The organism is Streptomyces sp. NPDC001852 (genome assembly GCF_042891825.1).
In the GTDB taxonomy this organism is placed as follows: Bacteria; Actinomycetota; Actinomycetes; order Streptomycetales; family Streptomycetaceae; genus Streptomyces.
Genome location: NZ_JBIATN010000003.1, coordinates 137,367 through 155,786, shown reverse-complemented (window position 1 = coordinate 155,786; position 18,420 = coordinate 137,367). Strand labels below are relative to the sequence as shown.

Sequence of the window (18,420 nt, the reverse complement as noted above, 5' to 3'; positions counted from 1 at the left end):
AGGGTGTACGAAGCAGGAGGCTCCGCGGTGGGAAGGCGAGTGGCATGACCGAGGTCGCCGCAACGGCACGTCGCAGCCGGATCACGCCCGAGCGCGAGGCCGAGTTGTACGACGCCGTGCTCGCCCTGCTCCGGGAGGTCGGCTACGACGCCCTCACCATGGACGCCGTCGCCGCCCGCACCCGGTCCAGCAAGGCCACGCTCTACCGCCAGTGGGGCGGCAAGGCCGAGCTGGTGGCGAAGGCGGTGCGGCACAACAAGCGGGGCGGCTCGACCGACGGCGTCGACACCGGATCGCTCAGAGGCGATCTGCACGCCCTCACCCTGCGCTCGGACGACTGCGAGATGGAACAGAACTCCGCGCTGATGCGGGGTCTGGCGATGGCCGTACACGGCAATCCCGACCTCCTGCGGGCGTTCAGGGACCATCTCATCGAGCCGGAGCTGGCGGAGTTCCGGCGCGTGGTGCAGCGGGCGATCGACCGGGGTGAGGTCCGTGCGGACAACCCGGCGATCGACTACGTGATGCACATGATGATCGGCGGGTTCGCCGCCCGCTCGCTCATCGACGAGCAGCCGCCGACACAGGCCTTCCTGTTGTCGTACATCGACGCCGTGGTCCTCCCCGCCCTCGGCGCTCCCACCAGCTGATCACCTTCTGATCACCGCCTGATCATTGTCTGATCCCCTCTGATCCCCTTCTGATCCCCGAGCAAGCCCACCACCTGACGTCACCGCTCACGTCGTCGGGCTGATCACCCCTGCCCAGATGAACCCCACGACCTGACCGGGAGTACGCCTCCGTGGCCTCGTTTCTCTACAAGATCGGCCGGCTCGCCTTCCGGCGACGGCACTTCGTCGCCCTCATATGGGTCGCGCTGCTCACCCTCGCCGGGGTGGGCGCCGCCTCCGCGCCGCCCGCCGGCAACACCTCCTTCTCCATCCCCGGCACCGAGGCCCAGAAGGCCTTCGACCTGCTGGAACAGCGCTTCCCCGGCATGAGCGCCGACGGCGCCACCGCGCGCGTCGTCTTCAAGGCGCCCGGCGGCGAGAAGATGACCGACCACGACAACAAGGCGGCCGTCGAGAAGACCGTCAAGGAGCTGGAGAGCGGCTCCGAGGTCGCCTCCGTCGCCGACCCCTACGCCGGGCACGCGGTCAGCAGGAACGGCACGATCGCCTACGCCTCGGTGAAGTACAAGGTCTCCGGCATGGAGCTGAAGGACTCCTCGAAGGACGCCCTGAAGGAGGCCGCCCAGCACGCACGCGACGCGGGGCTGACCGTCGAGGTCGGAGGTGACGCGCTCACCGCGACGCCGGAGACCGGCTCCAGCGAGGTCATCGGCATCGGGATCGCCGCGGTCGTCCTCGTCATCACCTTCGGCTCGCTGCTCGCGGCCGGATTCCCGCTGCTCACCGCCCTCATCGGCGTCGGCATCGGCGTCTCCGCCATCACCGCGCTCGCCAGCGCCCTGGACCTCGGCTCCACCACCTCCACCCTGGCGTCGATGATCGGCCTGGCCGTCGGCATCGACTACGCCCTCTTCATCGTCTCCCGCTACCGCGCCGAACTGGCCGAGGGCCGCGAGCGCGAGGACGCGGCCGGACGCGCCGTCGGCACGGCCGGCTCGGCCGTGGTCTTCGCCGGCCTCACCGTCGTCATCGCCCTGGTCGGCCTGTCGGTCGTCGACATCCCGATGCTCACCAAGATGGGCATCGCCGCGGCGGGCACCGTCGCCATCGCCGTCCTCATCGCGCTGACGATGATCCCGGCGCTGCTCGGCTACGCGGGCCGCAGGGTCAAGCCGGCGGGCGAGAAGAGCAGGCTGCTCGGCGGCGGCCGCACTCCGAAGAAGCCGGGCCGTCCCAACATGGGCACCCGCTGGGCGAGCTTCGTCGTACGCCGCCCGGTCGCCGTCCTGCTGCTCGGCGTGCTCGGCCTCGGCGCCGCGGCGATCCCGGCCGCCTCCCTGGAACTGGGCCTGCCCGACGACGGCGCCCAGCCCACCTCCACCACCCAGCGCCGCGCCTACGACCTGCTCTCCGAGGGCTTCGGGCCGGGCTTCAACGGCCCCCTGATGATCGTGGTCGACGCGAAGGACAGCGCCCACCCCAAGAAGGCGTTCACCGAGGTCGGCAACGAGATCAAGGGCCTGAAGGACGTCGTCACGGTCACCCCGGCCGTGCCCAACAAGGCCGGCGACACCGCGACGATCACCGTCGTACCGGGGTCCAAGCCGTCCTCGCACACGACCGAGGACCTGGTGCACGCCATCCGCGACAAGGGCGCGGCCATCGCCGAGAAGACCGACTCCAAGGTCCTCGTCACCGGTACGACGGCGATGAACATCGACGTCTCGCAGAAGCTGAACGACGCGCTCCTGCCGTACCTGGCGCTGGTGGTCGGTCTCGCCTTCCTGCTGCTGATCGTGGTCTTCCGCTCGGTCCTCGTCCCGCTGAAGGCGGCCCTCGGCTTCCTGCTCAGCGTGATGGCGGCCCTCGGCGCGGTCGTCGCGGTCTTCCAGTGGGGCTGGCTGTCGGGCCTGATGAACGTCGAGCAGACCGGGCCGGTCATGTCGATGATGCCGATCTTCATGGTGGGTGTCGTCTTCGGTCTCGCCATGGACTACGAGGTCTTCCTCGTGACCCGGATGCGGGAGGCGTTCGTCCACGGCGAGAAGCCGAGCCAGGCCGTGGTCACGGGCTTCAAGCACGGCGCCCGGGTCGTCACGGCCGCCGCCGTCATCATGATCGCCGTCTTCTCCGGCTTCATGGGGTCCAGCGAGGCAATGATCAAGATGATCGGCTTCGGCCTCGCGATCGCCGTCTTCTTCGACGCGTTCATCGTCCGCATGGCCATCGTCCCGGCGGTCCTCGCCCTGCTCGGCAAGCGCGCCTGGTGGCTGCCGAAGTGGCTGGAGCGGGCGCTGCCCAACGTGGACGTCGAGGGCGAGGGCCTGCACACGGAGTCCCCCGCGGGCGGCAAGGACGCCGACCCCGACGAGGAGAGGGAGCTGGTACGGGTCTGACGTACCGCCGCTGACACCGGACCGGCCGGTGAGGGTGCCCGTGGGGACGGGGCTGCACCCTCACCGGCCTTCTTCTGTCCCGGGTTCGTCTCGGCTGTCTTGGCTGTCTGGGACGTCGAACCCGGCGACGAGATCGAGCCGATGGTGCAGGCGGTGGGGCGCCTGCTCAAGGTCTGCCGGGAGGCGGCCGGCACGAGCGTGGCCGGCCTGGCCGAAGTCATGGGCTACGGCGAGGACTTGATCCGCGAGATCGAGCGGGGGCAGCGGATTCCCCGGCCGGAGTTCCTGGAGAAGGCGGACACGGTTCTCAAGGCGCAGGGGCATCTGCCCCGTCCGCTCGGGCCGATTTCCTCAGCCATCTCGGGTGACCGCGAGCAGTGCCAGGTCATCGGTGATGCGGCCGTCGGTGTGGCGGCTCACCTCGGCGAGAAGGGCGTCGAGCAGCGCGTCCGGTCCGGCGAAGTCGCGTCCGGTCAGCCCGGCTGCGGGGTCGTAGAAGTCCCCGGCGCGGTTCCGTGCCTCGGTCAACCCGTCCGTGTACAGCAGGAGAGTCGCTCCAGGAGGGAATGGCACCGTGTCGGTCCGGTCCTGGCCGGCGCTCAGCTCCGCCAGTCCCAGGGGAAGGGCCGGTTCGGACGGTTCCGCGCTGCGCACCTGGCCGGCGTGCAGGAGCAGAGGCGCCGGGTGGCCGCGGTTGACCAGCCGCAGTTCATCGCCGCGGGGCGGGATCTCGACGAGAACGCCGGTGACGAACCCCTCGGTCCGCTCGGGTCCCGCCCGCCGCTCTCTTTCCCGTAGCAGTGCCCGCTCCAGCCTGGCCGTGATCGCGACGAGCGTGGATTCCTCCTCGGCGGCCTCCCGGAACACCCCCATGGCCACGTCCACCACCCGGACCGCGTCCAGGCCCTTGCCCCGTACATCCCCGACCAGGCAGCGCACGCCGTACGGGGTGGTCTGGGCGCCGTACAGGTCGCCACCGATCTGGGCGTCCTTCAGGGCTGCCTGGTAGCGCACGGCGATCCGCAGGGGGCCCATCGTGGACGGCAGTTGCGGCAGCACGGCGCGCTGGACGGCCAGGGCGATGCTGCGTGCGGACTCCAGACGCAGGTTGCTGTAGTGCATGAGACGGTTGACGACGACGGCGAGGGCCGAGACCGTCGCGACCGCAGCAAGTTCGCTCTGCCCACCGGCATCTCCCAGGAGTCCGAAGTGGGCGAGCAGCGCGATGTCGGTGGCGCAGGCAGCGACGCCCGCCAGCACCGTCGCGCGAAGCGACAGCAGTGCGGCGGCTGCCATCGGCGCGGCTGTGTAGAAGGCCTCTCCACTGACATGCGGAGCGGTGTTGTAGTCGAAGAGGGCGCCTCCGACGAGCAGGACGACAGGCACCAGCTGAAGGTGGCGCAGAAACCAGCCTCCGACGGTGGCGCGCCCCCCGCTCGCTGCCCTCATGTGCCGCTCCCGTCTCCGTCGCGCCGTACGGCACGAGCCCAAGCATCCTCAGGGGCGATGACGCGTGCCAATCGTGCGGCGGCCGTATGGGTGTGTGGCGGCCGGCGCGGGCGTGGCAACTCAGTCGCGTGCGCCGTACACCGACCGCTACCGTGCCCCGTATGACGACGACAGCCGCCACTGACGCCGACGGATCCGGAGCCCACCCCCGTTTCGCCGAAGCCCTTCGCGCGCTGGGCCTCGACGACGTACTTGCCCGGACCAGGAAGTTCCCGGACGCCACCCGTACGGCCGCCGAGGCCGCCGCGGCCATCGGGTGCGAGCTCAGCCAGATCTGCAAGTCGCTGATCTTCGCGGCCGACGGGGTGCCCGTACTGGTCCTCATGGACGGGGCCTCGCGCGTGGACGTGGAGCGGGTACGGGAGGAGCTGGGCGCGGGCAGGGTGACCCGGGCCGACGCCGGTGTCGTGCGCGAGACCACGGGGTACGCCATCGGTGGCGTGCCGCCCTTCGGGCACCGCACACGCACGCGTGTCCTCGCCGACCGCTCGCTGCTCGCCCACGACGTGGTGTGGGCGGCCGCCGGAACGCCGCACACGGTCTTCCCGATCGAGCCGAAGGCGCTCGTGACCCACGCCGCTGCCGACCTGGTGGACGTGCGCGAGCAGACCGCGTGACGCCACTCGTCACGGCCGCCGTCCTGTTCGCCGCCGTCACCCACGCCAGCTGGAACGCCATCGCGCACCGGATCACCGACAAGCTGGTCGGGTTCGTGCTGATCCTGGCGGGCGGTGTGCTCATCGGGCTGCTGCTGGCACCGTTCACGGCGCTCCCGGCGGCGGGCGCGTGGCCGTACCTGGTCCTCTCGGCGGCCATCCACGTCGTGTACGTCGTCCTGCTGATGGCGTCGTTCCGGCTGGGCGACTTCGGCCAGGCCTATCCGATCGCGCGGGGCAGTGCGCCGCTGCTGGTCACCGTGTTCGCGGCCGTGTTCGCGCACGAGGTGCCGGACGGCTGGGCGGCCGGGGGCATCGCCCTGTCGTGCGCCGGCCTGACCGGCGTGGCGCTGTGGGGGCTGCGCGGCCGCCGGCCGGACTGGGCGGCGATCGGGGCCGCGCTCGCCACGGGGCTGTCCATCGCCTCGTACACGCTCGTCGACGGGCTCGGCGTCCGCGCCTCCGGTTCCCCGCTCGGGTACACCGCCTGGTTGATGGTGGTACAGGGCGTGGCGATCCCGGTGTACGCCGTCTGCTGCCGGTGGCGGCGCGAGACGGTGACCGTCCTGCGCCCCTTCGCCGCCCTCGGCCTCTTCGGCTCCGTGCTGTCCGTCTCCGCCTACGGCCTGGTCCTGTGGGCGCAGACCCGCGCCGACCTCGCCCCTGTGGCAGCCCTGCGCGAGTCCTCGATCATCGTCGGTGCCGCCATCGGCGCCCTCTTCTTCAAGGAGCGCTTCGGGGCGCCCCGGATCGCGGCGGCGGGCGTGCTGGTCGTGGGAATCGGTCTGATGCTGCGCGCCGGGTAGCAGGATGACACCGACCACGACAAGCCGTACGAGGGAGCCGTCCATGACCGACAAGCCGACCGTCAGCGTACTGGGGACCGGGATCATGGGGGCCGCGATGGCCCGGAACCTGTGCCGCGCCGGGCTGGAGGTCCGCGCGTGGAACCGTACGCGCGAGAAGGCCGAGCCGCTCGCCGCCGACGGGGCACGGATCGCCGGCACCCCGGCGGAGGCCGTCGAGGGCGCCGACGTCGTCCTGACGATGCTGTACGACGGCAACACCGTCCTGGACGTCATGCGCGAGGCCGTGCCGGGGCTGCGGCCCGGCACGGTGTGGGCGCAGTGCACCACCGCCGGGATCGAGCTGGTCACCGACCTGGCCGCCTTCGCCCGCGAGCACGGTCTCGTCTTCTACGACGCACCCGTCCTCGGCACCAGGCAACCCGCCGAGGCCGGTCGGCTCACCGTGCTGGCCGCCGGGCCGGAGGAGGGGCGGCGGACGGTCGCGCCCGTCTTCGACGCGGTCGGCGCCACGACCATGTGGACCGGGTCCGACGCCGGCGCGGGCAGCGCCAGCCGGCTGAAGCTGGTCGCCAACAGCTGGGTGCTCGCGGCCACGGCGGCGGCCGGTGAGGTCCTCGCCCTCGCCCGGGCGCTCGGCGTGGATCCGCAGGGCTTCTTCGACCTCATCGAGGGCGGTCCGCTCGACATGGGATACCTGCGGGCGAAGTCCGCGCTGGTGCTCGACGGGAAGCTGACCCCGCCGTCGTTCGCGGTGGCCACCGCGGAGAAGGACGCCCGGCTCATCGTCCAGGCCGGTGAGCGGGGCGGCGTACGGCTCGACGTCGCCGCCGCGGCCGCGGCACGGTTCGCTCGCGCCGCCGCCCAGGGGCACGCGGACGAGGACATGGCCGCCGCGTACTTCGCCAGCTTCGGCGAGTCCGGGCAGGAAGGCGGGACCGTCCCGCCGAGGTGACGTTCCCCGCACACGGGAGCACCCTGGAAACAGCTGGAATTCCAGCGGTTCCCGGAGGTGATCCTCATGATGCACACCGCTGTCGGATGGCATGTGGAGCTGGAGTTCAAGGAGGACGATCAGCACACCAAAGCGGCGGCCCTGGTGCGCTTGCCCGACGGCACGGAGGTACGGGCGCACGGCCACGCCACCCGGCACCGCGTCGACTCCAACCAGCCGAGGGTCGGCGAGGAGATAGCCGGCGCACGTGCCCTCAACGAACTGGCCATGCAACTGCTGACCAAGGCGCACGACGAGATCGACGCGGCGTCCGGACGGACCTCGCACACGATCAACGTGTGACACCGCCGTACCGGACGCCTCGCGTACGGCGGCCCTACGCGAGCGCCGTGCGCACCGCCCGCACCAGCGCCTGGGCCCTCGGGTCCGCCGTCACGCTCTTGCGGAAGCCGTTGGTGACATAGCCGAACGCGATGCCGGTCTCCGGGTCGGCGAACGCGAGGGCGCCGCCCCGGCCGGGGTGGCCGAAGGAACCGGGGGAGAGCAGCGGGGACGCGGCGCCGTGCAGCATGTGGCCGAGGCCGAACCGGGTGCCGACCACCAGGACCCGGTCCGGTCCGGCGGACTGCTCGGCCCGGGCCAGTTCCGTCGTCCGCGGGGTGAACAGCCGGATGCCGCCGTCCACCGCGCCGATGAGCGAGGCGTAGAAGCGGGCCAGCCCGTCGGCGGTGGCGATGCCGTTGGAGGCGGGCAGGGCGGCCGCGCGGTAGGCCGGATCGTTCTCGTCGGGCAGCGGGGTGATCGCCGCGAACGCGCGCCGGGTCAGCGAGTCCGGGTCCGCGTAGGCCTCGGCCACCGCGCGCTTGGGGCGGGTCTTCAGACCGCCCACCGCCTCGGGTGCCTCGACCGGGCCGACGCGGCCCACGCGCGCGTGCTCCGACTCCGGCAGTCCGAGCCAGAGGTCCGCGCCGACGGGACGCGCGATCTCGTCCGCGATCCACTCGCCGACCGGACGGCCGGTGATCCGCCGGATCAGTTCGCCGGTGAGCCAGCTGTAGGTCTGGGCGTGGTAGCCGTGGTCCGTGCCCGGCTCCCACACCGGCGTCTGCGCGGCGACGGCCGCGGCGCCCAGATCGGGGTCGGCTGCCTCGGCGGGGGTCAGCGGGCGGTCCAGCACGGGCACGCCCGCGCGGTGTGCGAGCAGGTGCCGCACGAGGGTGTGCTCCTTGCCGGCCGCCTTGTACTCGGGCCAGTACGCGCCGACCGGGGCGTCCAGGTCCAGCTCGCCGCGCTGGTGCAGGAGCAGCAGCGCGGCGGCGACGACACCCTTGGTCGCGGAGCGGACGATCTGCGCGGTCCCCGGCTCCCAGGGCGCCGTACCGTCCACGTCCCTGGTGCCGGCCCACAGGTCGACGACCCTCTGCCCGTCGCGGTACACGGCGACGGCCGCGCCGCGCTCCCCGAGCAGCGCGAAGTTCGCTGCGAACGCCTCCCTGACCGGCTCGAAGCCCTCGGCCACTGTGCCGTTCACGTCCACGCCCGCCGTCCTTTCGATCACTGTCCCATCGCCTGCGACAGTGGGTGCAACGCGGGCCACGAGCCTGTGATTCCTTGGTGGGATCAGCCCAGCAGGATCGTTACATCGATGTTGCCGCGCGTGGCGTTGGAGTACGGGCAGACCTCGTGCGCCGCGTCCACCAGCCGGGCCGCCACCTCCGCGTCCAGCACCGGCAGGGAGACGCTGAGGGCGACCGCGAGGCCGTAGCCGCGGTGCCTGTTCGGGCCGATGCCGACCTTGGCGGACACCGTGGAGCCGGTCAGGTCGTAGCCCGCGCGGTTGCCGACGAGGATCAGCGCGTTGTGGAAGCAGGAGCTGTAACCGGCCGCGAACAGCTGCTCCGGGTTGGTGCCGTTGCCGTCGCCGCCCAGCTCCGGGGGCATCGAGACCCTCAGCTCGATCCGGCCGTCCTGGCTGGTGACATAACCGTCGCGGCCGCCGTGGGCGGTGGCCTCGGCGACGTACATGATCTTCGTCGGACGGGTGTCGACAGCGGTGTCCTCGGTCATGGCCGGCCTCCCCCGGAACAAGTGGCGCACAAGTACATCGTGCACAAGGTACTGGCCGGTAGGTCAGCAGGCGGCACCAGGGGGTGGCAACCGTGGGTAACGCGAGATCGGTCGGGCAAGGGGGGCGTCAGGGCCGGATCAGTGCCGGTCGGCCGCAGCGTCGGCGCGCTCGGTGAGTGTCCACAGCGCCTCGCGCAAGCACGCGACCTCCTGCGCGCCGAGGCCCGTCGTGGTGAGAAGCGCGCCGGGTATGCGTGCCGCGCGCTCCCTGAGTTCCTCTCCGCGCCCGGTGCACGCGACGAGCACCGAGCGCTCGTCGCCGACCGCGCGCTCCCTGCGCACCAGCCCCGCCCCCTCCAGCCTCTTCAGCAACGGCGAGACGGTCCCGTAGTCCAGCCGCAGGGCGCGCGCCAGCTCCTTCACGCTGGTCTCGCCGCGCTCCCACAGCACCAGGAGCACGAGGTACTGGGGGTAGGTGAGCCCGAGGTCGTCCAGAAGTGGACGGTATGCGGCGGTCACTGCCCGCTGGGCGGCGTACAGCGCGAAGCACAGCTGGTCGTCCAGCAGCAGCGACCCCTCGGCGGCGCGGTCCTCGTTCGTCACGCGCCCATTGTCACGGACGCGCCCTGCCGGGCACCGCGCCCACCCCACCACAAACGTCACCGACCACCGGCCCCGCGCCCGCCGATCACCGCCACAAACGTCACCGACCACCGGCCCCGCCCCCGCCGATCACCGACAGGCGCGCCGTCAACCACGGCCCCGCGCCCCCGGATCACCACCACGCGCCCCATCGACCCCCGGTCACGCGCGCCGCCGGCACCACGGCGCTCTCGCCGTCACCCTGGCTCGGTGCTCTCGCCGTCACCCTGGCTCGGTGCTCTCGGCGTCCCCCCGGCCCGGCGCCCCCGCCGTCACCCCCGCCCGGCGCGCACCCCGTCGCCCCGCCCAGCGCACGCACCCTCACCCCCGCCCCACCCCAGGCGCAGGGGTCACCGCGCGTGGGTCGAAGCCGAAGGGCAGCTCCAGCCGGTGTGCCCGCATCAGTTCCTCGTCGGAGAGCAGCTCTCCGGTCGGGCCGTCGGCCGCGATCACGCCGTCGCCGAGGATCAGCGAGCGCGGGCACAGCTGAAGGGCGTACGGGAGGTCGTGGGTGACCATGAGGACGGTGACGTCCAGGGAGCTCAGGATGTCGGCGAGTTCGCGGCGGGAGGCCGGGTCGAGGTTGGATGACGGCTCGTCGAGGACGAGGATCTCCGGTTCCATGGCGAGCACGGTGGCCACGGCCACGCGCCGGCGCTGCCCGAAGGACAGGTGGTGCGGCGGGCGGTCGGCGAAGTCCCGCATGCCGACCCGCTCCAGGGCGGTGCGCACCCGTTCCTCCAGAGCCGCGCCCTTGATCCCGGCCGCCGCCGGCCCGAACGCGACGTCCTCACGCACGGTCGGCATGAACAACTGGTCGTCCGGGTCCTGGAAGACGATGCCGACCTTCTGCCGGATCGCGGCCATGTGCCGCTTGCCGACGGGCAGTCCGGCCACTGTCACCGTGCCGGCGCCGCCGCCCAGGACGCCGTTGAGGTGGAGCACCAGGGTGGTCTTGCCGGCGCCGTTCGGGCCGAGCAGCGCCACCCGTTCCCCGCGGGCGACGGTGAAGTCGACGCCGTACAGGGCCTGGTGGCCGTCGGGGTAGGCGAAGGCCAGGCCGGTCACTTCCAGCGAAGGTGTCACGGGATCCATCCCAGCAGACGGACGACAAGGGCGGCGGAGGGGAGCGCCAGGGCGTACGACCACTGGGCGCGGGAGGCCGTCACCTCGTCGATGACCGGCATGGAACCGGCGTACCCGCGGCTCACCATGGCCAGGTGCACGCGCTCCCCGCGCTCGTAGGAGCGGATGAACAGCGCGCCGGCGGACCTGGCGAGCACGCCCCAGTGCCGCACGCCCTTCGCCGTGAAGCCGCGCGACTCGCGGGCGATCCGCATGCGGCGCATCTCGTCGGTGATGACGTCCCCGTAGCGGATCATGAAGGCGGCGATCTGCACGAGCAGCGGCGGCAGCTTCAACCGCTGCAGCCCCAGCAGCAGTTCGCGCAGCTCGGTGGTGGCGGCCAGCAGCACGGAGGCGGCGACGCCGAGCGTGCCCTTGGCGAGCACGTTCCAGGCGCCCCACAGCCCGTTCACGCTGAGCGGGAGGCCGAGGAGGTGCACGCGATCGCCCTCCGCCACGAACGGCATGAGCACCGCGAAGGCCACGAACGGCACCTCGATCAGCAGCCGTTTCAGCAGGAAACCGGCGGGCACGCGCGCGTGGTGCGCGACGCGGGCGAGCAGCGCGGCGTACGCGGCGAACGCCCACATCGCCTCGCGCGGGGTCGACACGACGACCAGCACGAACAGGAAGGCGGCGGCGAGCTTGGTGTGCGGGGGCAGGCCGTGCACGGGTGAACCCCCGTGCCGGTAGAGCCTGTGCGCGTGTCCCGCTCCCATGTCAGAGACCCGTGTCGGCAGGGGCGACGTCCCCGGTCCGCCGCCGGCGCACCACCCGGAACACCGCACTGCCCGCCAGAACCGTGACACCGACGCCGGTCACGCCGGCGAGACCGCCGGACAGGCGGGCGTCGGAGACGTTCCTGACGGCGTAGTCGGCGAGGGGGGAGCCGGCGGCGGCGTGCCGCTCCTCCTTCTTGTCGATCCCCTTGTCGTGCGCGACCTTCTCCAGGCCGTCGGGGTTCGAGGAGGCGTAGAAACTCACGAAACCGGCGAGCACCAGCGACGTGGCCAGGCCGGTCACCCACAGCGCGCGCCGGGAGGCGCGCGCAGCCACGGGCGCCGTGGAGGCTCCCGCAGGCGCCTGAGCGTCCACGAGTGCGCCATGCACGCGCAACGTGAGCCGCTGTCGCAGGCCGCGCGCGCCGTACACGAGATCGGGGCGCACGGCGATCACCGCGCTCACCGTGAGCGCGGTGATGGCGGCTTCGCCGAGACCGATCAGCAGGTGAACGCCGATCATCGCGGTCGCGACCTTGCCGATGGCCACGTCGGTCGTGCCACCGATCGCGTAGAGGAGCGTGAAGACGGCGGCGGCGGCCGGCACGGACACCAGCGCGGCGACGAAGGAGGCGACGGTCACCGAGCGCCGCTTGCGGGGCAGGACGGCGTGCAGCGCGCGGAAGACGGCGTACGACACGACCGTCGTGGTGATCGCCATGTCGGTGACGTTCACGCCGAGCGCGGTGAACCCGCCGTCCGCGAACAGCACACCCTGCATGAGCAGCACGACGGACACGCACAGCACGCCCGTGTACGGGCCGACCAGGACCGCGGCGAGTGCCCCGCCCAGCAGATGGCCGCTTGTTCCGGCCGCGACGGGGAAGTTGAGCATCTGTACGGCGAAGATGAACGCCGCCACCAGACCGGCCAGCGGAGCGGCTCTCTCGTCGAGCTCGCGGCGCGCGCCGCGCAGGCTCACCGCGAGGGCGCCGGCGGCGACCACCCCGGTGACGGCGGAGGTGGGGGCGTCGATGAATCCGTCAGGTACATGCACCTGATGATTTTAGGTTGTTGTTGCGAGTAGTTTGCAAGAGAGAGAAGATCTCGCCGCCCGACAGGGCGCCGATAGAAAAATATGGGACATTAGGGAGAAATTGGACGTACAGAAGAGCGGCTTCCAGGGTAGGTCACTCAGCGTGAAAGGGCGGTCCGATGTCTGTAGTCGAACAGTACGCGCGCGCCCACATCGTCACGGACGAGGAGGATCCGGGGGCCGTACCGGTGGTGTTGTCGTACGACCCCGACTCCGATCCACGGTCGGTACGGGTGGGCCTGCCGGGACCGCACGAGTGGACCCTCTCCCGGACGCTGCTCGAACGGGGCCTGCGGGCACCGGCCGAGAGCGGCGCGGTACGGGTGTGGCCGTGCGGGCGCGTCCAGGCCGTTGTCGAGTTCCATTCGGACAACGGTGTCGAGGTGGTCGAATTCGATTCGAAGACGCTGGTGAGATTCCTGCGCCGGACGTACACGGCCGAGCCGGTACGGACCTGATCAGCCGCCCATCTTCAGCAGGGTCGCCACGATCGGCCCCGCCGTGTCGCCGCCGTGGCCGCCCGCCTGGACCACACCCGCGGCCGCGAGATCGCCCTTGAAAGCGGTGAACCAGCCGTTCGGCTTCTTCTGTCCGTCGACCTCGGCCGAGCCCGTCTTGGCGCCGTAGTCGCCGCTCATGCCCGCCATCGCCTTGGCCGCCGTGCCGTAGTCCGCCGTGAACCGCATGACGTCCTTCAGCTGGGACTGCGTCTTCGCGGACATCGTGCGCGCCGCCTTCGCCAGCGTGCGGTGGTCCACGTCCGGGGACACCAGGTACGGCTGGTGGAAGGCGCCCGACTCCACCGTGGCCGCCACCGACGCCATGTTCAGCGGGTTCATGCGCACCGCGCCCTGCCCGATCAGCGAGGCGCCCATCTGCGCGCCGCTCTGCACCGGGACGGCGCCGTCGAAGGACGGCACGCCGATGGACCAGTTGTCCATGGCGAGGCCGTAGACCTGCTGGGCCTCCGCCGTCAGATCGCTGTCGGACAGCTTCGGCGCGAAGTCGATGAAGGCGTTGTTGCAGGAGGCTCCGAAGCTCTGCTTGAACGTGCCCTTCTTGATCTCCGAGTCGCCGTCGTTGTGGAACGTCCAGCCGGCCAGCTTGTACGTCTTGGGGCAGGGGTGCGAGGCGTCCGGGGTGATGAGGTTCTTCTCGAACAGCATGGTCGACGTCACGATCTTCATGGTCGAGCCGGGCGCGAGGGAGCCCTGGAAGCCGACGTTGAAGCCGTGCTCGCTGTTGGCGACCGCGAGGATCTCGCCGGTCGAGGGCCGCACGACGACCACGGACGCCTTCGCCCGCTTGCCGACCTGTTGCTCGGCCGCCGCCTGGAAGGCCGGGCTCAGCGTCGTCTTCACCGTGCCCGGCGTGCCCTTGCTCAGCTCCACCAGCGTCTTGTCGGACAGCCCGGCCTTCTGCGCGCCCTTGCCGCGCACCACGCGCAGCTCCACGCCCGCCTTGCCGCCAGCCGTCTTGCCGTACTTCTCCCGCAGCCCGTCCAGCACCGTGCCCAGCGACGGGTACCTGGCGGTCGTCAGCTCGCCGCCGTCCCGGTCCAGCGCCTTGATCGGCGGGGTGCCGGACTCGCCGGTCACGAGCGTGTCGCCGTCCTGCAGATCCGGGTGGACGACCGAGGAGTGCCAGTCGACCAGCGGCCTGCCGTCGCTCGCCCGCCGCACCACGGTGAGGGAACTTCCGTACGCCAGCGGCTTGGCGAGTTTCTGGTACGACACCGTCGCCTTGACGGAGAACGGCACCTTGGCGCCCGTGGGCGTGCCGGCGGTGAGCGTGACGTCCTTCAGGTGGGCGTCCTTGGTGTAGCCCGCCAGCAGCCGGCCGGCGGCGGAGGCGTCGTCGGTGGCGGCGGCCGCCTCACCGATCCTGCCCTGCTGCCACGCGGTGAGGAAACGGGTGGAGGCCGTGCGGATCTCCGCGGCGCTGAGCGGGCCGGTTTTGACGGCCTTGTGGTCGGCCGCGGCGGGCGTGCGCTCGTCGGCGGCGGCACCGCCGCCGGTCAGCGCGTAGACGGCGAACCCGGCGCCGCCGACGGCCAGCGCGATCATCCCGCCGACCACGGCGGGCGCGGTCGTCCTCCGTCGCTCGGCGACGTGCCTTCTCTTGCCCACAGCCTCAGTTCCTCCGTGCGATCCCCAGGATCCCCGTAGCCCTCACACTCCCCAACGACGCCACTCACCTTAAGGTCCCCGTCTCGGAGGGTGATCCCGGCGGCAAATCCGTAGCACGCTTGCGACATTCCGCGCGGGACGCACGCCCCCGGCACGCGCGCGTGGCGGCGGGCGGCGCGCGCCGGCCGCCCCTCACACCCAGGTGTCCAGCCACATCCGCGACCGCCAGGAGTCGATCGGGATCGCCGTGCCCGTGTAGAGCGGCCAGAAATAGATGAAGTTCCAGGCGATCAGCAGCACCAGGACGCCCGCCGCCGTCGCGCCGATCACGCGGCGGGTGTCGGAGGAGCCCGGCGGTCCGATGATCGCGCCGATCATCATCGCCACCGCCAGGCACAGGAACGGCAGGAAGACGACGGCGTAGAACAGGAAGATCGTCCGCTCCTGGTACAGGAACCACGGCAGATACCCCGCCGCGATCCCGCACGCGACGGCACCGGCGCGCCAGTCGCGGCGGAACGCCCACCGCCACAGCACGTACAGGATCGCGAAGCAGGCCGCCCACCACAGCAGCGGCGTGCCGATCGCGAGCACCTCACGGGCGCACTTCTCGCCCGCGTTCGCCGGGCAGCCGTCGGCGCCGGGGCTCGGGGACTCGTAGAAGTACGACACCGGACGGCCCAGCACGATCCAGCTCCAAGGGTTGGACTGGTAGGTGTGCGGGGAGGTCAGGCCGACGTGGAACTTGTACACCTCGTGCTCGTAGTGCCACAGGCTGCGCAGCCAGTCCGGCAGGAAGGTCCAGCTGCCGCCCCTGCCGTCGGTGGCCGCCCAGTTGCGGAAGTAGCCGCCGGTGCCGTCCGTCGGAGAAAGGATCCAGCCGAGCCAGGAGAGCAGGTAGACGGCGATCGCCACCGGGACCGTCGCCAGGAAGGCGATGCCCGTGTCGTACTTCAGGGCCGCCGCGTACGGGCGGTGGGCGCCGGCCGTCTTCCGGGCGCCGACGTCCCACAGCACCGCCAGCACACAGAACGCGGCCAGGATGTACAGGCCGTTCCACTTGGTGCCGATGGCCAGGCCCAGCATCAGCCCGGCCGCCCAGCGCCAGGGGCGCAGCCCGAAGCGGAAGGTGTCGGCGACCTGCCCGTCCGGGCGGACCCGGCCGTCGGCGTCCACCGGCAGGGCGGCGGCCAGCCTCTCCCGTGACCGGTCCCGGTCGACGACCAGACAGCCGAACGCGGCCACCACGAAGAACATCAGCACGCCGTCGAGCAGCGAGGTCCGGCTCATCACGAAGTGCAGGCCGTCCACCGCCATCAGCGCGCCCGCGAGGCAGCCGAGGAAGGTCGAACGGAACAGCCGGCGCCCGATCCGGCACAGCAGCAGCACGCTCAGCGTCCCGAGCAGCGCGGTCATGAACCGCCAGCCGAACGGATCGAACCCGAACATCAGCTCGCCGAGCCCGATGACGTACTTGCCGACCGGCGGATGCACGACGTACGCCGCGTCCGTCGGGATCGCGAGGTGGCCGTGCGTCTGCAGCACCAGGTCGTTGGCGTTCTTGTCCCAGTTGACCTCGAACCCGCGGTGGACGAGCGCCCAGGCGTCCTTGGCGTAGTACGTCTCGTCGAATATCACCGCGCGCGGGCTGCCCAGGTTCCAGAACCGCATCAGGCCCGCCATCAGCGTCACCAGCAGTGGACCGCCCCAGCCCGACCAGCGGGTGATCCGCTCGGCCAGGACCGGCGGCACGCCGAGCACCTGCCACAGCCGGGGGCCCGGCTCGGCGTACGGCGGCACCAGCCGGTCGCGCACGTCGCCCGAGGGCGCGTCCTCGGCCGGTACGTACCCGAATCGGCGCAGCCGCTGCTGCCACGACGGCCGCTGGTCGTGCGGCGTCCGGCCCTGCCGGAGGTCCATGGAGGACGCGGTACTGGTCACCCGCGCCATGGTAGGGAACCGTTCTGTGCGAGTCCCGTGCATGTGGGGTACCGGTCGGGATGCGGTCGTTCCCCGGCCGGACTGTCAGTGGTTCCTGCGAGGATGGGAGCGTGACTGGAACCCTTGTCCTCGCAGGTACCCCCATCGGCGACATCGCGGACGCACCGCCCCGGCTGGCCGAGGAACTCGCCGGTGCCGACGTGGTCGCCGCCGAGGACACCCGGCGGCTGCGCCGGCTCACCCAGGCCCTCGGCGTCATGCCCAAGGGCCGCGTGGTGTCGTACTTCGAGGGCAACGAGTCCGCCCGCACTCCGGAGCTTGTCGAGGAACTGCTCGGCGGCGCGCGCGTGCTGCTCGTGACCGACGCCGGGATGCCGTCCGTCTCCGACCCGGGCTACCGGCTGGTCGCGGCCGCTGTCGAGAAGGACATCCGGGTCACCGCGGTACCCGGGCCGTCCGCCGTCCTCACCGCGCTCGCGCTGTCCGGACTGCCCGTCGACCGCTTCTGCTTCGAGGGCTTCCTGCCGCGCAAGGCCGGCGAGCGCCTGTCCCGGCTCCGGGAGGTCACGGCCGAGCGGCGCACGCTGGTCTACTTCGAGGCCCCGCACCGGCTCGACGACACCCTCGCCGCCATGAGTGAGGTCTTCGGCGCGGACCGGCGGGCCGCCGTGTGCCGGGAGCTGACCAAGACCTACGAGGAGGTACGGCGCGGCCCGCTGGCCGAGCTGGCGCAGTGGGCCGCGGAGGGGGTCCGCGGGGAGATCACCGTGGTGGTCGAGGGGGCGCCGGAGAGCGCTCCCGAGGAACTGGACGCCGCGGAGCTGGTACGTCGGGTACGCGCGCGTGAGGAGGCGGGGGAGCGGCGCAAGGAGGCGATCGCGGCGGTGGCCGTGGAGGCGGGGGTGCAGAAGAGGGTTGTCTTCGACGCCGTGGTTGCAGCGAAGAGCTCCGCAGGGTGAACCGGGGGCCGGGCAGCGCCGTCCGGGCTTGGGTTTCGCGGTGGGCCGCGGGTCCGTCGTCGCTTGTCGCGCCGAGCGGCGGAACCGCATGTCGATACGGCCCCGAGCCCCTGTGGCGCGCTGCCCCTGGCCTGCACTGATAACCCCTCTGAGCAGGGCTCTTCTCTTGTGAGCGGGTGGGCCATGGGACGGCAAAGGGTCGTCGCCGATGGCAAAGGGAAACGCCGCCGACCGGGGCCTTTTCGGCAAGGAAGACCCAAATCGCCTCCAACACTCGACAGCCCTGGTGCGTTCGCGCTGGTGAAGGCGTCCACTGGTTGAAGAGACGCCCCGTCGAGGGGCGCTTTGTCCAGCGGACAAGAGGAGCTGGCATGAGCGAGATCGCAGGGCAGACCGGCCTCCGTGGCACGCCTACAGCCGTCGTTCACGAGTCGTATTCGTTCGCGTGCATGCGCTGCGGGCACGGCTGGGAGCAGTCGTACGAGATAGAGCACCACACGGATGCCGACGGGCACGAGTTCGTGCTGTACGTGGCCGACGGCCGGGTCGTGCCGTCGCCGCTGAGCCGGCCCAGCTGCCAGAACTGCGACGGTCACGTCGTGCGGATCATGCGCGCGGGGCAGGTCTCGTCGGTGCGCGGCGTCGCCGAGCGGCACCACGCCGTGCCGCAGGCGGGCCCGGTCGAGGCGCCCCAGGTGCCCACGGAGCCCACGGAACCGCACCACTGGCACCTGTCCGACCTCCTCCACCCGTTCCAGCGCAAGGCCGGCTGAGCGGAGCACCGGCCG

General features: G+C 71.7%; 18 protein-coding genes and 1 pseudogene. 10 read left to right on the top strand and 9 right to left on the bottom strand.

Features of this window, described 5'->3' with window-relative positions:
- Window positions 1-44: 44 nt before the first annotated feature.
- The 3 genes and pseudogenes from ACFYZB_RS06035 to ACFYZB_RS06025 form a co-directional block, all read left to right on the top strand.
- Complete coding sequence (locus ACFYZB_RS06035) at window positions 45-650, top strand: TetR/AcrR family transcriptional regulator (protein ID WP_388754867.1); 606 nt, start codon at window positions 45-47, stop codon at window positions 648-650.
- Window positions 651-802: 152 nt separating this feature from the next.
- Window positions 803-3,028, top strand: a complete 2,226-nt coding sequence (locus ACFYZB_RS06030) for an MMPL family transporter (RefSeq protein WP_388754864.1) — start codon at window positions 803-805, stop codon at window positions 3,026-3,028.
- Window positions 3,029-3,169: 141 nt separating this feature from the next.
- A pseudogene (locus tag ACFYZB_RS06025) lies at window positions 3,170-3,343 on the top strand (multiprotein-bridging factor 1 family protein); the annotation flags it as partial.
- A 36-nt stretch (window positions 3,344-3,379) separates the two neighbouring features.
- Here ACFYZB_RS06025 and ACFYZB_RS06020 read toward each other — a convergent pair.
- The gene (locus tag ACFYZB_RS06020) at window positions 3,380-4,414 is read right to left on the bottom strand and encodes a PP2C family protein-serine/threonine phosphatase (protein ID WP_388754861.1); all 1,035 of its coding nucleotides are present in this window, start codon (window positions 4,412-4,414) and stop codon (window positions 3,380-3,382) included.
- 224 nt (window positions 4,415-4,638) lie between these two features.
- Here ACFYZB_RS06020 and ACFYZB_RS06015 point away from each other — a divergent pair, with 224 nt between their 5' ends.
- The 4 genes from ACFYZB_RS06015 to ACFYZB_RS06000 all read left to right on the top strand — a co-directional run bounded on the left by ACFYZB_RS06015 (window position 4,639) and on the right by ACFYZB_RS06000 (window position 7,296).
- Window positions 4,639-5,154, top strand: a complete 516-nt coding sequence (locus ACFYZB_RS06015) for a YbaK/EbsC family protein (protein ID WP_388754859.1) — start codon at window positions 4,639-4,641, stop codon at window positions 5,152-5,154.
- Window positions 5,151-5,999 carry an EamA family transporter gene (locus ACFYZB_RS06010; RefSeq protein ID WP_388754857.1) on the top strand — a complete coding sequence of 283 codons (849 nt, stop codon included), beginning with the start codon at window positions 5,151-5,153 and terminating at the stop codon, window positions 5,997-5,999. The genes ACFYZB_RS06015 and ACFYZB_RS06010 overlap by 4 nt, the downstream gene beginning before the upstream one ends.
- A 43-nt stretch (window positions 6,000-6,042) precedes the next feature.
- Window positions 6,043-6,954, top strand: a complete 912-nt coding sequence (locus ACFYZB_RS06005) for an NAD(P)-dependent oxidoreductase (RefSeq protein ID WP_388754855.1) — start codon at window positions 6,043-6,045, stop codon at window positions 6,952-6,954.
- 66 nt (window positions 6,955-7,020) lie between these two features.
- Entirely contained in the window at window positions 7,021-7,296 is a 276-nt protein-coding gene (locus ACFYZB_RS06000) for a DUF1876 domain-containing protein (protein ID WP_055704292.1), read from the top strand.
- Between the two features lie 34 nt (window positions 7,297-7,330).
- Here the strand turns inward: ACFYZB_RS06000 and ACFYZB_RS05995 are convergent, their stop codons facing one another.
- From ACFYZB_RS05995 to ACFYZB_RS05970, 6 genes are all read right to left on the bottom strand, one after another.
- Window positions 7,331-8,491, bottom strand: a complete 1,161-nt coding sequence (locus ACFYZB_RS05995) for a serine hydrolase domain-containing protein (RefSeq protein ID WP_351206062.1) — start codon at window positions 8,489-8,491, stop codon at window positions 7,331-7,333.
- An 83-nt stretch (window positions 8,492-8,574) separates the two neighbouring features.
- Window positions 8,575-9,021, bottom strand: coding sequence for an organic hydroperoxide resistance protein (locus ACFYZB_RS05990; protein ID WP_351206060.1), 447 nt, complete (start codon window positions 9,019-9,021; stop codon window positions 8,575-8,577).
- A gap of 138 nt (window positions 9,022-9,159) precedes the next feature.
- Entirely contained in the window at window positions 9,160-9,624 is a 465-nt protein-coding gene (locus tag ACFYZB_RS05985; protein WP_388754852.1) for a MarR family winged helix-turn-helix transcriptional regulator, read from the bottom strand.
- A gap of 360 nt (window positions 9,625-9,984) precedes the next feature.
- A complete protein-coding gene (locus tag ACFYZB_RS05980; RefSeq protein ID WP_388754850.1) occupies window positions 9,985-10,758 on the bottom strand; it encodes an energy-coupling factor ABC transporter ATP-binding protein in 774 nt (257 codons plus the stop codon).
- The gene (cbiQ, locus tag ACFYZB_RS05975; protein ID WP_388754847.1) at window positions 10,746-11,507 is read right to left on the bottom strand and encodes a cobalt ECF transporter T component CbiQ; all 762 of its coding nucleotides are present in this window, start codon (window positions 11,505-11,507) and stop codon (window positions 10,746-10,748) included. The genes ACFYZB_RS05980 and cbiQ overlap by 13 nt, the downstream gene beginning before the upstream one ends.
- A gap of 1 nt (window position 11,508) precedes the next feature.
- Window positions 11,509-12,564, bottom strand: coding sequence for an energy-coupling factor ABC transporter permease (locus ACFYZB_RS05970; RefSeq protein ID WP_388754844.1), 1,056 nt, complete (start codon window positions 12,562-12,564; stop codon window positions 11,509-11,511).
- Window positions 12,565-12,722: 158 nt separating this feature from the next.
- Between ACFYZB_RS05970 and ACFYZB_RS05965 the strand changes: the two genes are divergently transcribed.
- A complete protein-coding gene (locus tag ACFYZB_RS05965) occupies window positions 12,723-13,061 on the top strand; it encodes an SsgA family sporulation/cell division regulator (protein ID WP_388754842.1) in 339 nt (112 codons plus the stop codon).
- On the opposite strand, the gene ACFYZB_RS05960 is transcribed toward ACFYZB_RS05965, so the two are convergent.
- Both ACFYZB_RS05960 and ACFYZB_RS05955 read right to left on the bottom strand, forming a co-directional pair.
- Window positions 13,062-14,732 (bottom strand): penicillin-binding transpeptidase domain-containing protein, encoded by a 1,671-nt coding sequence (locus tag ACFYZB_RS05960; RefSeq protein WP_388754840.1) that lies wholly within the window; start codon window positions 14,730-14,732, stop codon window positions 13,062-13,064.
- Window positions 14,733-14,924: 192 nt separating this feature from the next.
- Window positions 14,925-16,673 (bottom strand): dolichyl-phosphate-mannose--protein mannosyltransferase, encoded by a 1,749-nt coding sequence (locus ACFYZB_RS05955; RefSeq protein WP_388754838.1) that lies wholly within the window; start codon window positions 16,671-16,673, stop codon window positions 14,925-14,927.
- Window positions 16,674-16,783: 110 nt separating this feature from the next.
- On the opposite strand from ACFYZB_RS05955, the gene rsmI reads away from it, so the two are divergent.
- Window positions 16,784-17,632 (top strand): 16S rRNA (cytidine(1402)-2'-O)-methyltransferase, encoded by an 849-nt coding sequence (gene rsmI, locus ACFYZB_RS05950; RefSeq protein WP_388754835.1) that lies wholly within the window; start codon window positions 16,784-16,786, stop codon window positions 17,630-17,632.
- 371 nt (window positions 17,633-18,003) lie between these two features.
- Window positions 18,004-18,405 carry a hypothetical protein gene (locus ACFYZB_RS05945; RefSeq protein WP_351206042.1) on the top strand — a complete coding sequence of 134 codons (402 nt, stop codon included), beginning with the start codon at window positions 18,004-18,006 and terminating at the stop codon, window positions 18,403-18,405.
- Window positions 18,406-18,420: the final 15 nt, after the last annotated feature.